Origin of the sequence: Streptomyces sp. NBC_01471 (assembly GCF_041438865.1) — a bacterium.
Lineage (GTDB): Bacteria > Actinomycetota > Actinomycetes > Streptomycetales > Streptomycetaceae > Streptomyces.
This window is the reverse complement of record NZ_CP109450.1, coordinates 920,700-934,835: the sequence shown is the minus strand read 5'-3', so window position 1 is coordinate 934,835 and position 14,136 is coordinate 920,700. Positions and strand designations below refer to the sequence as shown.

Sequence of the window (14,136 nt, the reverse complement as noted above, 5' to 3'; positions counted from 1 at the left end):
GGCGACCCCGCTGGATGTCACTCGTGCACGGCGCCCCGGCCGGCACTTCCCCCGGGTGGGCCGCCCGGCGAACCGGCGCACCCTCAGGCGCTTCCCCACGAGCGGTGCACGGACGCCTCTTCCCGGGGCAGGGTGCCCGCGTCGTCCGGCGAGCGCGGGACGGCGGGACAGAACCGGACGGCCAGCCGGAAGCAGATGCCGAGCCAGCAGAGGGCGAACAGCCAGCCGCCGACGACGTCCGTGGACCAGTGGACCCCGAGGTACACCCGGCTCAGCCCGACGAGCACGGCCCAGCACCCGATGCCGGCCGCGATCGTCCTTCTGCCGTGCGGCGCCCGCAGCAGCACCGCCGCGATGAGCAGACCCGCGGTCACCGCCGACGTGGTGGTGTGCCCGGACGGGAACGACCAGCCCGTCGCCTGCGTGGCCCAGTCACCGACGGGCGGGCGCGCCCGCGCGACCAGCGACATCACCCCGTACCGCAGCAACTGCGCCACGCCCAGGCAGACCAGGCAGGCGACGGCGCCGGTCACTCGCTGCCGTGCACCGCGTCCGGCGATCACACCCGCCAGTACGGCCAGCAGATACGGGACGACACCGGTGCCCGTGTCGGTGGCGCCACGCGCCGCGGCGACCCCGACCGGCGGCCGGTGGCTCAGTGACCACGAGAGGAGTCCGCTGTCCGTCAGCAGCGGGGCGCCGTGGTGCCCCGCCACCACCAGCGCCAGCAGTACGAACGCGACCAGGCTGCCCACGGCCACCGACACGGCCAGATCGGCGGCGCCCCGCCGGTTCACGACGAAACCAGCAGCGGTCGCAGCCTGGTGTCCGTGAGCCGCCTCGCCAGGGCCTCCGGGCGGCGGCGCAGCGCCTTCGCGAGCGCCAGCGCGGCCAGCGCGCCCACCAGTGCGCCGGCGGCCACATCGTGCGGATAGTGGGCGCCCACCCAGACCCGGGACGCCGCCATCGCCACCGCGCAGACCAGGGCGGCCGCGCCCAGCCGCCGGGAGACGAACAGCAGCGCCACCGCCGCCGCGAAGGCGAGGGCCGCGTGGTTGCTCGGGAAGGACCAGTCACCCGGTGCCGGACACGCCTCCAGCGTCGTCACCCGCAGGCTCCGGCACGGCCGGTCCTCGCGTACGACCAGCTTGACCGCGTCGTTGACGCAGTAGGCCAGCACCACGATCACCGGCACGGCCAGCGCCATCAGCCCGGCGGCGGCACCCTCCCGGCGCGCCCGCCACCACCCGGCGAGCATCAGCACGGCGAACAGCGCGAGACCGTACCCCGACCAGGCGGAGACGGCGGAGTCCAGCCACCCGGGGGCGCGATGGGCCAGGTCCACCGTTTCCGTGTAGAGGCCGCCGTCGATCGGCGATCCGTCGTAGGCGAGGCCGGCGAGGTTCATCCGCTGACTCCGTCGGTGCGCGGGCGGTTCCTGCGGGAGCGTCGCAGCTCCAGGGCGAGGGGCAGCAGGGACACGACGACGATCACCGCGATGATCGGCAGCAGATAGTGGTCCACGTTCGGAATGGACGATCCCAGCGCGTATCCGGCCAGCACCAGGCCCTGGCTCCAGACGAGCCCGCCGACCACCTGCCAGAGCGTGAACGTCCTGGCCGGTACGGAGAGCGCGCCCGCCATCGGGTTGAGCACCGTGCGCACCACCGGGACGAAGCGGGCGAGCACGATGGCCTTCGCGTGGCCGTACTTGCCGAGCAGCTCCTCGGCGCGGGCCGCTCCCTTGCGCAGATGTTCCGAACGGCTCCGGGCGAGGAGGGCGCCTCCCGCCTTCCGGCCGATCAGATAGCCGCACTGCGCTCCCGCGAGCGCGCCGACCGCCGATGCGAGCAGCACCATGGGCAGCGACAGCTTCAGGCTGCCGGTCGAGCTGCCGGTGCAGAGCAGCCCCGCGGTGAACAGCAGGGTGTCACCCGGCAGGAAGAAGCCGACCAGCAGGCCGGTCTCGGCGAACATCACCACGGCGATGCCGGCCACACCGAAGGCGGTCAGCACGGACTGCGCGTCGAGGAGGTTCACCGCGAGTGTCGAAGCTGTGAGCAAGGTCCCGGCCTTTCGGGTAGCACGAGGGACGGCCCGGGCGGGGGCGCCGCACCGGAGGCGGTGTGGTCCTGGCCAGGCGGCGGCGGCCACACCGAAGCGACTACAGTTCGGTAGACGGTCTACGTAACTGTAGACGATATCGGGGTGCGGAGCCGTTCCCAACTCGGCTCCGACGGCGTGTGACTGCTGGGTGGGTGGCTGCTGGGCGGGGGACCGCTGTGCGTGCTGCTGGAGCGCGGCGGAGCGGGATCGCGGGTAGGTTCCGTTCATGGAGCGCAATGAACGGCCGACCACAGCCGCTGCGAGGTGGCTCGTCCGGACCACGGCGACCCGGTACTTCGCGCTGGCGGGGGTCTTCTTCGTCTGGGCGTTCATCTGGCTGGCCTGGGCGCCGAAGCCGTACGCCTGGATCGCCACCGTTCTGTGGATCGTCATCGCCGCGGTCTTCGCGGCCCAGGGGCTCCGGCTGCGCAGGCAGGTCCAGGCCACTGAGGGGGCCAGGAACGAGGGGGCCGCACACCGGGCCGACGGATCCGGCGGAACGGACGGACCTGAGAGAACTGACGGAACCGACCCTGCGGAAACCCCTGGTGACGCCGACCGGGCCGAGGGCGCCGAGGATGAACAGGGTGGTCGCGGTCCCGGCGGCGGGTGACTGTTGCCGACGCCTCCCTGAGGTCCGATGCGGGTGTACCCGTGCCGCCGGGCGTGGACCGCAGCCGTCAGGCCGGGCATTCGGCGAGGACGGTCTGTTCCGGATCGGGAGCCCTCAACTTCCTTGACAGATCGTGCACTTCAACGAGCGGGAACGCCGACGGCCATCGCCCCCCCGACCGTGCGGCCGGTCGTGGCTCCGGGGGTGGACCAGTGCCGCTCGTCTTCCGGCCACGGACCTCGCGTGCAAGCCGCGTTGCCGGGTCCGGCTGTCCCGGGCGGCTGGTGCACACATCACTCACCACCCCCCTCGGCCACCGCTCGCCCTTCAGCCGGGAGGGGTCGCCAAGGCCCACGGCCGGTCGATAATCTGCTCGGAGATCAGGCGGCCGAGCCGGCAGGGACGACCTCCCGGACTCTCCCCGGGACCGGTCGTCAGTGGTGATCGGTCCGCGTCGACACACAACCAGCAAGGGGACGAGCGATGTTCACCACCCGGCCGACCCTGCAGGGCACCTTCGGCATGGTGTCGTCCACCCACTGGCTCGCTTCGCAGTCCGCGATGGCCGTTCTGGAGGACGGCGGGAACGCCTACGACGCCGCCGTCGCCGCCGGCTTCGTCCTGCACGTCGTCGAGCCGCACCTCAACGGCCCGGCCGGCGAGGTGCCCGCGATCATCGCCCCGGCCGGCGGCGAAGTGCGGGTGCTCTGCGGGCAGGGCCCCGCGCCCGCGGGCGCGTCCGTCGCGCACTACCGCTCGCTCGGCCTCGACCTGGTCCCCGGCACCGGACCGCTGGCCGCCGCGGTGCCCGGCGCCTTCGACGCCTGGATGCTGCTGCTCCGCGACCACGGCACCAAGTCCCTCGCCGACGTCCTGAAGTACGCCATCGGCTATGCCGAGGACGGTCACGCGCCCGTCGAGCGCGTCGGCCAGACCGTCGAGACCGTACGGGAGCTCTTCGAGACCGAGTGGCGGTCCTCCGCCGATGTGTACCTCCCCGGCGGCAGGCCGCCCGCGCCCGGCGAGCTGTTCCGCAACCCCGCACTCGCCGCGACCTGGCGCCGGCTGATAGCCGAGGCCACCGACGGTGCGCAGGACCGCGCCGCTCAGATCGACGCCGCCCGCGCGGTCTGGCGCGAGGGCTTCGTCGCCGAGGCGCTGGTGCGCCAGTCGCGGCGCCCCACCAGGGACACCAGCGGAGCCCGTCACACCGGCACGCTCACCGCCGCCGACCTCGCCGGCTGGTCGGCGGCCTACGAGGAGCCCGCGACGTACGACTGGAACGGCTGGACCCTCTGCAAGGCGGGCGGCTGGAGCCAGGGGCCGGCCCTCCTCCAGCAGCTCGCCCTCCTCCCCGACGAGCTTCCCCGGTACGGATCCGCCGACTACGTCCACCTGCTCGTCGAGGGCTGCAAGCTGGCGATGGCCGACCGGGAGGCCTGGTACGGCGACGCCGACGACGTACCGCTCGGCACCCTCCTCTCCGAGCCGTACAACGCGGAGCGCCGCGCCCTGATCACCGCCGAGGCCTCGCACGAACTGCGCCCCGGCAGCCCCGGCGGCCGCGCGCCCCGGCTCAGCGGGCAGGCCACCGCCGTGGCCGCGGGCAGGCCCGGATTCGACGCCCTGGGGGTCCCCGCCGCCGGTGCGGGCGAGCCGACCGTCGCCAAGGACGGCGCCACCCGCGGTGACACCTGCCACCTCGACATCGTCGACCGCTGGGGCAACATGATCTCCGCGACCCCGAGCGGCGGCTGGCTCCAGTCCAACCCGGTGGTGCCGGAGCTGGGCTTCCCGCTCGGCACCCGGCTCCAGATGGCCTGGCTGGACGAGGGGCTGCCGAACACACTCACCCCGGGCTGCCGTCCGCGTACGACCCTCACCCCCTCGCTCGCCCTGCGCGACGGCGTACCGGTACTCGCCTTCGGAACACCGGGCGGCGACCAGCAGGACCAGTGGCAGCTGCACTTCTTCCTCGCGGTCGCACTGACCGCTCCCGTGCGCGGAGGACTGGACCTCCAGGGCGCGATCGACGCCCCGAACTGGCACAACGACTCCTTCCCCAGCTCCTTCTACCCGCGTGCGATGCGGCCCGGCAGTGTCACCGTCGAGTCGCGGATGGGAGAGGGCATCATCGCGGAGCTGCGCCACCGCGGGCACGACGTCACCGTCGGCGGCGCCTGGTCGGAGGGCAGGCTGTGCGCGGTCGCCCGCGACCCGGAGACCGGGGTGCTGAGCGCGGCCGCGAACCCGCGCGGCATGCAGGGTTACGCCGTGGGCCGCTGAACCGGTACGGGGCTGTCACTGGGGTGTGCTGAGATGGGGGGCATGACCGAACACCTTCTGACCAGGGATTTGACCGAGGTCGACGCGGCGGTCCGCGAAGCGGCCGCCGCCGAGATCCTGCCGCGCTTCCGGCAGCTCGCCGCACACGAGATCGCTGAGAAGAGCGGTCCGCACGACCTGGTGACGGTGGCCGACCGCGGCGCCGAGGAGCACCTCACGGCCGCCCTCACCGCGCTGCTGCCGGGCTCGGTGGTGGTCGGTGAGGAGGCCGTCGCCGCCGACCCCGCTTCGTACGGGGCGATACACGGCGACGCACCCGTCTGGATCGTCGACCCGGTCGACGGCACCCGCCAGTTCGTGCGCGGCGAACCGGGCTTCTGCACTCTCGTGGCCCTCGTCCACCGCGGTGAACTCCTCGCCTCCTGGACCTACGCGGCGGCGCTGGACGAGATGGCCGTGGCCGTACGGGGCGGTGGCGCCCGGCTCAACGGCGAACCGCTCGTGGCGGGCTCACCCGCGCCCGGCGCGGAACTCCGGGTGGCCACCTCGCACCCGGACTTCACCACACCCGAGCAGAAGAAGTCGCTGCTCGCCCTCCGCACCGAAGGCGTCCGCACCAGGCCGTGCGGCTCAGCGGGCCTGGAGTATCTGGCCGTCGCCCGGGGGACCCTCGACGCCGTGGCGTTCAACTGGGAACTGGCCTGGGACCACGCCGCCGGTCTGCTGCTCGTGGAGGAGGCGGGCGGCGCCCATCTGACGCTCACGGGCGAGCCGTTCCGCGTGACGGGAGGCAACGCACTGCCGTTCACGGCCGCCCGGGACGCGGCCACCGCCCGCCGGGTGCACCAGCTGCTGGCGGCGGAAGCCTGACACGCGGGCTCACCGCCGCCGGGCCGCCCCTCCGGCCCCGGTCAGGGAGTGCGTCTCGCACACCTCGACCAGGGGCGGGAGCAGGCCGATGAGACGCAGGGCGTCGCCGTGACCGCGGTCGTCGGCGCCCGCACAGTCGTCCGCCACGACCGTGACCGCCCGCCCCGCGGTCCGCCGCGGCCAGGGCTGTCGCCCGGACACAGCAGCCGGTGGCGACTGACGGCGCCCCGCTCCCGCCGTCCGGCCTCAGCCGCCGGAGCCGAGCACCGCCCGTACCTCCGCCACCAGGGCGGCCGCCGCTTCCACGGCTGCCGCGTCCAGTGCGCGGAGCGCCGACGCCGCCCGCTCGGCGAAGCGGTCCGGAGCCCCCGGCAGCGCGGCGGCCGCCGCCAGCGCACCCTTCTCGTTGACGCACCACACCCGGTGGTGGGCGTGCAGCGACTGGGCCAGGACGCCGAAGGCCCGGGAGAGGCAGAGCGAGACGTGCAAGGTGTCCCCGCCGGCCGCCGACTTACCGGCGGCGGCCACCGAGAAGTCCGCCTCCCAGGCGGCTTCCGCCAGTGCGGCGCGGAGCGGTTCCGGGTAGCGGCGCGTCTCCTCACGCAGTGCCGTCAACTCCCCCGAGGGATCGGCGAGTACCTGGCAGAGCGCGACCTCCCCCGGATAGGCGGGCGACCAGAAGCCGAGCGGATGCCCCGGCTGGACGCCCACCTCGTAGCGGCCCTCGCGGCACTGCGACCAGACCCGCTCCACCCGGTCGAGATCGCGCAGGATCCAGTCCACCGCCACCCCGCCGACGGTGAGCCAGGCGCCGCCGTCGACCCAGGGGCCCCAGCCGCCGGGGCCCGCCACGTCGACCGGCCGGTCCGCCAGCGTGGCGGCGAGCGCGGCGAGCGCCGCCGTGTCCGGGCTGCCGCGGTAGTAGAGGCCGAGATCCCAGTCGGAGCCGGGCCGTTCGGCGCCCCGCGCCCGACTGCCGCCGAGGGCCACCGCCCTGATGCCGGGAACGCCGCAGAGCTGTTCCGCCATGGTTCCGATCGTCGATTTCATCGGCTGCGACGCTACCCCCGGCGGCACCGCCGGCGCGCGGGAATATCCTGGGAGCCTCTGGCCGTCGGCTGACGAAGGAGTCCGAAGGTGCCGTCGATGCTCGATGCTGTCGTCGTGGGGGCGGGACCCAACGGGCTGACCGCCGCCGTGGAGCTGGCCCGCCGCGGATTCGCCGTCGAGGTCTTCGAGGCCCGGGACACCGTCGGAGGGGGCGCGCGGACCGAGGAGCTCACGCTCCCCGGCTTCCTCCACGACCCCTGCTCCGCCGTCCATCCGCTCGGTGTCGGGTCGCCGGTCTTCAAGACCATGCCGCTCGACCGGTACGGCCTGGAGTGGCTGCACCCCGAACTGCCCATGGCGCACCCCTTCGACGACGGCACCGCCGCCGTGCTGTCCCGCTCGGTCGCCGAGACCGCCGCATCCTTCGGGCCGCGCGACGCGGGTGCGTACCGGCGGCTCGTCACGCCCTTCCTCGGCCGGTGGGACACGCTGGCCCGGGATTTCATGTCGCTGCCGCTCACCGCGCTGCCGCGCGATCCGGTGACCCTCGCGCGCTTCGGACTGACCGGTCTTCCGCCGTCCACCTGGCTGATGAAGCGCTTCCGCGACGACCGGGCGCGGGCGCTGTTCGCCGGTCTCGTGGCCCATGTCATCGCACCGCTCGACGGCCTCGCCACCGGCGCCGTCGGGCTGATGTTCGCCCTGGCCGCGCACGAGGGCGGCTGGCCGCTGCCGCGCGGCGGCTCGCAGTCGGTCTCCGACGCGCTGACCGGGTATCTGCGCGATCTGGGCGGAGTGGTGCACACCGGCTTCGAGGTCAAGCGGCTCGACGACCTGCCGCCCGCACGCGCGTACATCTTCGACACCTCCCCGACGGCCGCCGCGCGCATCGCCGGTCTCGGCCGGGCCTACGACGGATACCGGTACGGGGCGAGCGTCTTCAAGATCGATTACGCACTCGACGGGCCGGTGCCCTGGACGGCTGAGGCGCCCCGGACCGCCGGGACCGTGCAGATCGGCCCGAGCAGCCGTGAGATCGGCACGGCGCTGCGCCAGGCCGCCGGAGGCCGTGCCCCCGCCACGCCCTTCCTGATCAGCGCCCAGCCCAGCCTGGTCGACCCGTCCAGGGCGCCCGAAGGCAAGCACGTCTTCTGGACGTACGGACATGTCCCGAACAGCTGGGAAGGCGATCTCACCGAAGCCGTCGAGCGGCAGATCGAGCGCTTCGCCCCCGGCTTCCGCGACCGGGTGCTCGCCCGCGCCACCGCGGGACCTGCCGAGCTCTTCGCGCGGAACGCGAACTACGTGGGTGGCGACATCGCCTGCGGCGCGGCCTCCGGACTCCAACTGCTCCTGCGGCCCAAGCTCTCCCTCTTCCCCTACACGACCTCGCACCCCGCGGTGTACCTCTGCTCGGCGGCGACCCCGCCCGGACCGGGCGTCCACGGCATGTCGGGTCACAACGCGGCGAAGGCCGTATGGCGGCGGTTGCGCCGCACATGAGGGGGCGGTGTCCGGTGTGGGGCTCCCCGGGCACGCCGGTGTCCGGCCGGGTCCGGCCGAGGGAGATGTCGGATTCTCGCCAGCCGCCGGTACCGGTCGTGGCCGATGCTTGAGCCATGCACACCGACACCGAGCGCTGCGTACGCGCCGTCCAGTCGAAGGACGCCCGCTTCGACGGCTGGTTCTTCACGGCCGTCCTGACCACCGGGATCTACTGCCGTCCCAGCTGCCCGGTCGTGCCGCCCAAGGTCGAGAACATGACCTTCTACCCGAGCGCCGCCGCCTGCCAGCAGGCCGGTTTCCGCGCCTGCAAGCGCTGCCGCCCGGACACCAGCCCCGGCTCCCCGGAGTGGAACGCCCGCGCCGATGTCGTGGCCCGCGCGATGCGCCTGATCCGGGACGGCGTGGTCGACCGGGAAGGCGTTCCCGGCCTCGCCGGGCGGCTCGGATACTCGACCCGGCAGATCGAGCGCCAGCTCCTCGCCGAACTCGGGGCCGGCCCGCTCGCCCTGGCCCGTGCACAGCGTGCCCAGACGGCGCGCATCCTCATCGAGACGACGGGACTGCCCATGGCGGACGTGGCGTTCGCCGCCGGGTTCTCCTCCATCCGCACCTTCAACGACACGGTCCGCGAGGTCTTCGCCCTCTCCCCGGGCGAACTGCGTACCCGCGCCACCCGCGGCGCACGGCCGCACACCCCGGGCACCATCCCGCTCCGGCTCCCGTTCCGCGCGCCGCTCAACCCCGACAACCTCTTCGGCCATCTCGCGGCGACCGGGGTCCCCGGCGTGGAGGAGTGGCGGGACGGCGCGTACCGCAGGACGCTCTCCCTGCCGTACGGGCACGGCATCGCCGAACTCACGCCCCTGCCCGACCACATCGGCTGTCTGCTCTCCCTCACCGATCTGCGCGACCTCACCCATGCCATCAGCCGCTGCCGCTGGCTGCTCGACCTCGACGCCGATCCGGTCGCCGTCGACGGTGAGCTGCGCAACGACCCGCTGCTCGCGCCGATGGTCGACAAGGCACCGGGCCGGCGGGTGCCCCGTACCGTCGACGCGGCGGAGTTCGCGGTACGGGCGGTGCTGGGCCAGCAGGTCTCGACGGCGGCGGCCCGTACCCACGCCGCCCGGCTCGTCGCGGCACACGGGGTGCCCGTCGACGACGTGAGGGGCGGCCTCACCCATCTCTTCCCGTCGCCGCAGGCCCTGGCGGACCTCGACCCGGAGTCCCTGGCGCTGCCGCGGAGCAGGCGCACCACCCTGACCACCCTGGTCGGCGCGCTCGCCGACGGGTCGCTCACGCTCGGGGTGGACAGCGACTGGGACGAGGCCCGCACCCGGCTGCTGGCCCTCCCCGGCTTCGGTCCCTGGACGGTCGAGGCCATCGCGATGCGCGCCCTGGGTGACCCCGACGCCTTCCTCCCCACCGACCTGGGCATCCGGCGGGCGGCGGGCGAGCTGGGCCTGCCGTCGACCCCGGCGGCGCTCACCGCCCGGGCCGCGGCCTGGCGGCCCTGGCGCGCGTACGCCGTGCAGTACCTGTGGGCCACCGACTCGCACCCCATCAACCAGCTGCCCGGCTGACTCCCGCAGCGCCGGGGGAGAGGAGTACCCGCATGTCCGACAACCCGTACCCGAACCCGTCCGTGAAACGCCACACCGTGGTCGACAGCCCGTACGGTCCGCTCACGCTCGTGGCGACCGGCGGCCTGCTCAGCGGTCTGTACATGGCCGGGCAGCGCCACCGGCCGCCCGACGAGACCTTCGGTGAACCCGACCCCCGCCCCTTCGGGCAGGTCAGGGAGGAGCTGACCGCGTACTTCGACGGCGCTTTGACCGAGTTCACGGTGGAGCCGCACCTGGCGGGCACGCCCTTCCAGCGCGGTGTCTGGGAGCAGCTGCGGCAGATTCCGTACGGCGAGACCCGTTCGTACGGCGACCTCGCCGGCCGGCTCGGCAAGCCCGGGGCCTCCCGGGCCGTCGGCCTGGCGAACGGCAGGAACCCGGTCGGGATCATCGTCCCGTGCCACCGGGTCGTCGGTTCGACGGGCAGCCTCACCGGATACGGCGGCGGACTCGACCGCAAACAGCGGCTGCTGGCCTTCGAGTCGGGGGGCGCGGGCCCGGGGGAGTACGCCCTCTTCTGACCGGTCCCCATGGGCAGCGGGCCGCTGGTGCGGATAGGGTCGGAGCGGCGCGACTGCCTGTTCGAAAGCAAGGGATAAACAAGGTGACGGACGGAGCAGTAACTGAAGCCGCACGGGTGCTCGTGGCGGCCGACAAATTCAAGGGGTCCCTCACGGCCGTGGAGGTCGCTGAGCGGGTGACGGCCGGCCTGCGGCGGGTCGTTCCCGGCGTGCAGGTGGAGACCCTGCCCGTCGCCGACGGCGGGGACGGCACCGTCGCCGCCGCGGTCGCGGCGGGGTTCGACCGGCACGAGGTGCGGGTCACCGGGCCCCTCGGCGAGCAGCTGACCGCGGCGTTCGCGCTGCGCGACGGCGTCGCCGTGGTGGAAATGGCCGAGGCATCTGGCCTCCAGCACCTCCCCGCAGGGGTGTTCGCGCCGCTCACCGCCACGACGTACGGCTCCGGTGAGCTGCTGCGTGCGGCGCTCGACGCGGGGGCCGCATCCATCGTCTTCGGCGTCGGCGGCAGCGCCACGACCGACGGCGGTGCGGGCATGCTGGCGGCGCTCGGTGCGCGCTTCCTGGACGCGGACGGACAGCCCGTGGGGCCGGGTGGCGGGGGACTGAGCGAGCTGGCGACGGCCGATCTGTCCGGTCTTGACTCCCGTCTGGCCGGTACGGAGATCGTGCTCGCCAGCGACGTGGACAACCCGCTGACCGGGCCCAAGGGCGCCCCCGCGGTGTACGGGCCGCAGAAGGGCGCGTCCCCGGAACAGGTCGAGGCCCTGGACGCCGCGCTGGCGCACTTCGCCGCCGTGCTGGAGAAGTCCATCGGTGCGGGGGCCGCGGAAGCCGCTCTCGCGCCGGGCGCCGGCGCCGCGGGCGGCATCGGCTTCGGGGCGCTGGTAGGCCTGGGGGCGAGCTTCCGTGCGGGTATCGACGTGATGCTCGATGTCCTGGGGTTCGCGCCTGCCGTGGCCCGGGCGACGCTGGTCGTCACCGGCGAGGGGTCGCTCGACGAGCAGACCCTGCACGGCAAGGCACCGGCCGGTGTCGCGGCGGCGGCGAGGGCGGCGGGCAAGGAGGTCGTCGCGGTCTGCGGCCGCCTCACGCTCCCGGCGGAGGTGCTCGGCAGGGCGGGCATCCGCCGTGCGTATGCCCTCACGGACCTGGAGCCCGACGTGGAGCGCTGCATCGCGAACGCGGGCCCGCTCCTGGAGCAGGCCGCCGAGAACATCGCCCGCGATTTCCTGGTCCGCGGGTGACGGCGGGCCGCCACGGGGCGTGACGGCGTGCGAAGCGGGCCGGGCGGCACTCCGCCCGGCCCGTGCCCGTGCCGCCGGACCCGGGGCCCGGCCGGCAGCACCGACCGAATGTTTGAGATGGTCAACTTTTCTGGCGTAGCATCGCCCCATGCCAGAAACCCCCGGAGCCTGCACCGACCGGCTGATGGAGCTGCTCTCGGTGTCGCTCGGCGCCTACTACGGTGACTTCACGGCCGCGGCCGCAGCCGAAGGCCTCACCGCCAGCCAGGGCAAGACGCTCAGCGTGCTGCGCCGGGGGCCGTCCGCGATGCGCGCTCTGGCGATCACACTGGCCTGCGACGCCTCCAACATGACCGGGATCGTCGACCGGCTGGAGAAGCGCGCACTCGTACGCCGGGAGCCCAGCCCTACCGACCGGCGCGTCAAGAACGTCCTCCTCACCGCGGAGGGCGAGCGCACCGTCGACGCGATCCGGGCCGGAATGCACACGACACTCGCCGGTCTCGAAGCCCTGCCGGACGCCGACCGGACCGTACTCGCGGACCTGCTGGAGCGCGTCTTCGCCGCCCCCGCCCCGGCCGGCCGGACTGCCTGACCCGCAGCGGCCCGGGCGGGCCGCGCTCAGCGGTCCGGAACGCGAACGACAAAGGGCCCCGAGTGCACATGGCGCTCGGGGCCCTCCGGCGTTGTCCAGGAGCTACGGCAGCTGCGCCGTACGCGCCTCGCGACGGTTGTCGCGGAAGGTGTTCACCCGGCGCGCGGTGGCGAAGAGCGGAATGACCGCACCCAGCACCACCTGGAGCGCGCACCCGGTCTGCAGGAGCAGCTGGCCGCCGGGGGCGTCGAACGCCCACGCGGCGAGCAGCCCCATGGCACCCACGATCCAGCTGAGCATCCCCACCGCGAGGACGCCCCGCGGCTTCGGGTACTCGACCCGGCTCACCATCAGCCAGGCGACCCCGATGACCGCGAGCAGCGTCGGTACGAAGGGGAGCTCCAGAAGCACGATGGAGACCACGGTCAGCGCCCCGAACGGGGACGGCATGCCCTGGAAGGTGCCGTCCTTGAGCTCCACGCACGAGAACCGTGCGAGCCTCAGCACCACCGCCAGCAGCACCACGATCGCCGCCACCGCCGCGACCCGCTGGTGGGCGTCGTCCGCGACCATCCCGTACACGAGCACGAAGTAGGCCGGGGCGAGCCCGAAGCTGATCAGGTCGGACAGGTTGTCCAGCTCCGCGCCCATCGGCGAGCTGCGCAGCTTGCGCGCCACGAGCCCGTCGCAGAGGTCGAAGATCGCGGCGAGCAGCATCAGGATCACGGCGGTCGCGGCGGAGTGCCGCCCCATGCCGGTCTCCTGACTGCCCTGGAGGTGCGGGATGAGGATTCCGGTGGTGGTGAAGTACACCGCCATGAAGCCGCACGTCGCGTTGCCGAGTGTCAGCGTGTCCGCTATCGACAGCCGCATGGAGAGCGGCATGTCCTCGGTGTCGTCCTCGGCGTTCGCCTCGGGCACCCAGCCGGTCTGTGTCTCGGGATCAATCACGGTCAATTCGAGTCACCCCCGCGGTGGTGGTCTGGCCGACCTCGACCGCGACATCGATACCTTCCGGAAGGTAGATGTCGACGCGTGAACCGAAACGGATCAGGCCGATCCGCTCGCCCTGCTCCACCTTCGTGCCCTGGGGCAGGTACGGAACGATCCGGCGGGCGACGGCGCCGGCGATCTGCACCATCTCGATGTCGCCGAGCTCGGTGTCGAAGTGCCAGACAACGCGCTCGTTGTTCTCGCTCTCCTTGTTGAACGCCGGGACGAAGCCGCCGGGGATGTGCTCGACGGACGTCACGGTGCCCGCCAGCGGTGCGCGGTTCACGTGGACGTTCAGCGGGCTCATGAAGATCGCGACGCGGGTACGCCCGTCCTTCCACGGCATGATGCTCTGCACTACGCCGTCGGCCGGGGAGATGACCCGGCCCTGTGTGATCTCCCGCTCCGGATCGCGGAAGAACCACAGCATGCCCGCCGCGAGGGCGGTGGTGGGCACGGCGACAGCAGCCCAGCGGCCGGACCGGCGGGCCCGGGTCAGGCTGAGCGCCGCGGTCGCGACAGTCGGCAGGAGCCACGGCGATGCTCCGCGCGCAAGACGGACGCGACCGCGTGGTGCAGAGGTTTGGCTGTGGGGCATGAATGACCTTCGTAGCGGATGATGCCGCGCGGGAACGGGGGACGGCGGCTTTCGGGCGATGCTATCGGTTGTGGACCACAACTGGGCAAGCCAGGAAGCCGAGTCGGCGGCCGGAAGACGATGACTGGC

General features: G+C 73.4%; 15 protein-coding genes. 8 read left to right on the top strand and 7 right to left on the bottom strand.

All coding sequences use genetic code 11. The features are described 5' to 3' along the window. Window positions 1-83: 83 nt before the first annotated feature. The 3 genes from OG285_RS04075 to OG285_RS04065 are packed head-to-tail and all read right to left on the bottom strand — an operon-like array spanning window position 84 to window position 2,064. The gene (locus OG285_RS04075; protein ID WP_356831058.1) at window positions 84-797 is read right to left on the bottom strand and encodes a phosphatase PAP2 family protein; all 714 of its coding nucleotides are present in this window, start codon (window positions 795-797) and stop codon (window positions 84-86) included. After that, on the bottom strand, window positions 794-1,408 hold the full coding sequence (locus OG285_RS04070; protein ID WP_371790185.1) for a phosphatase PAP2 family protein: 615 nt from the start codon (window positions 1,406-1,408) through the stop codon (window positions 794-796). Before OG285_RS04070 ends, OG285_RS04075 begins: the two co-directional genes overlap by 4 nt. Continuing rightward, a complete protein-coding gene (locus OG285_RS04065; protein ID WP_356831054.1) occupies window positions 1,405-2,064 on the bottom strand; it encodes a DedA family protein in 660 nt (219 codons plus the stop codon). The genes OG285_RS04070 and OG285_RS04065 overlap by 4 nt, the downstream gene beginning before the upstream one ends. Before the next feature lie 268 nt (window positions 2,065-2,332). Between OG285_RS04065 and OG285_RS04060 the strand changes: the two genes are divergently transcribed. The 3 genes from OG285_RS04060 to OG285_RS04050 all read left to right on the top strand — a co-directional run bounded on the left by OG285_RS04060 (window position 2,333) and on the right by OG285_RS04050 (window position 5,875). Beyond that, window positions 2,333-2,719, top strand: coding sequence for a phage holin family protein (locus tag OG285_RS04060; protein WP_371790184.1), 387 nt, complete (start codon window positions 2,333-2,335; stop codon window positions 2,717-2,719). Window positions 2,720-3,202: 483 nt separating this feature from the next. Beyond that, window positions 3,203-5,005: a gamma-glutamyltransferase gene (locus OG285_RS04055; protein ID WP_356831050.1), complete on the top strand. Its 1,803-nt coding sequence runs from the start codon at window positions 3,203-3,205 to the stop codon at window positions 5,003-5,005. Between the two features lie 42 nt (window positions 5,006-5,047). Continuing rightward, window positions 5,048-5,875 (top strand): inositol monophosphatase, encoded by an 828-nt coding sequence (locus OG285_RS04050; protein WP_371790183.1) that lies wholly within the window; start codon window positions 5,048-5,050, stop codon window positions 5,873-5,875. Between the two features lie 9 nt (window positions 5,876-5,884). Here OG285_RS04050 and OG285_RS04045 read toward each other — a convergent pair whose 3' ends face one another. Continuing rightward, window positions 5,885-6,022 (bottom strand): hypothetical protein, encoded by a 138-nt coding sequence (locus OG285_RS04045; RefSeq protein ID WP_371790182.1) that lies wholly within the window; start codon window positions 6,020-6,022, stop codon window positions 5,885-5,887. A gap of 99 nt (window positions 6,023-6,121) precedes the next feature. Continuing rightward, window positions 6,122-6,925: a DUF4037 domain-containing protein gene (locus OG285_RS04040; protein WP_371790181.1), complete on the bottom strand. Its 804-nt coding sequence runs from the start codon at window positions 6,923-6,925 to the stop codon at window positions 6,122-6,124. A gap of 87 nt (window positions 6,926-7,012) precedes the next feature. On the opposite strand from OG285_RS04040, the gene OG285_RS04035 reads away from it, so the two are divergent. The 5 genes from OG285_RS04035 (at window position 7,013) to OG285_RS04015 (ending at window position 12,416) form a co-directional block, all read left to right on the top strand. After that, window positions 7,013-8,428: an NAD(P)/FAD-dependent oxidoreductase gene (locus OG285_RS04035; protein WP_356831042.1), complete on the top strand. Its 1,416-nt coding sequence runs from the start codon at window positions 7,013-7,015 to the stop codon at window positions 8,426-8,428. Between the two features lie 116 nt (window positions 8,429-8,544). Further along, window positions 8,545-10,014: an AlkA N-terminal domain-containing protein gene (locus OG285_RS04030; protein ID WP_371790180.1), complete on the top strand. Its 1,470-nt coding sequence runs from the start codon at window positions 8,545-8,547 to the stop codon at window positions 10,012-10,014. A 32-nt stretch (window positions 10,015-10,046) separates the two neighbouring features. Continuing rightward, complete coding sequence (locus OG285_RS04025) at window positions 10,047-10,577, top strand: methylated-DNA--[protein]-cysteine S-methyltransferase (protein ID WP_371790179.1); 531 nt, start codon at window positions 10,047-10,049, stop codon at window positions 10,575-10,577. A gap of 83 nt (window positions 10,578-10,660) precedes the next feature. Beyond that, a complete protein-coding gene (locus tag OG285_RS04020; protein ID WP_356831036.1) occupies window positions 10,661-11,821 on the top strand; it encodes a glycerate kinase in 1,161 nt (386 codons plus the stop codon). Window positions 11,822-11,969: 148 nt separating this feature from the next. After that, entirely contained in the window at window positions 11,970-12,416 is a 447-nt protein-coding gene (locus OG285_RS04015; protein ID WP_371790178.1) for a MarR family winged helix-turn-helix transcriptional regulator, read from the top strand. Between the two features lie 102 nt (window positions 12,417-12,518). Here OG285_RS04015 and pssA read toward each other — a convergent pair whose 3' ends face one another. After that, entirely contained in the window at window positions 12,519-13,373 is an 855-nt protein-coding gene (gene pssA / locus OG285_RS04010; protein ID WP_356831034.1) for a CDP-diacylglycerol--serine O-phosphatidyltransferase, read from the bottom strand. Continuing rightward, on the bottom strand, window positions 13,360-14,007 hold the full coding sequence (locus tag OG285_RS04005; RefSeq protein ID WP_164265481.1) for a phosphatidylserine decarboxylase: 648 nt from the start codon (window positions 14,005-14,007) through the stop codon (window positions 13,360-13,362). Before OG285_RS04005 ends, pssA begins: the two co-directional genes overlap by 14 nt. Window positions 14,008-14,136: the final 129 nt, after the last annotated feature.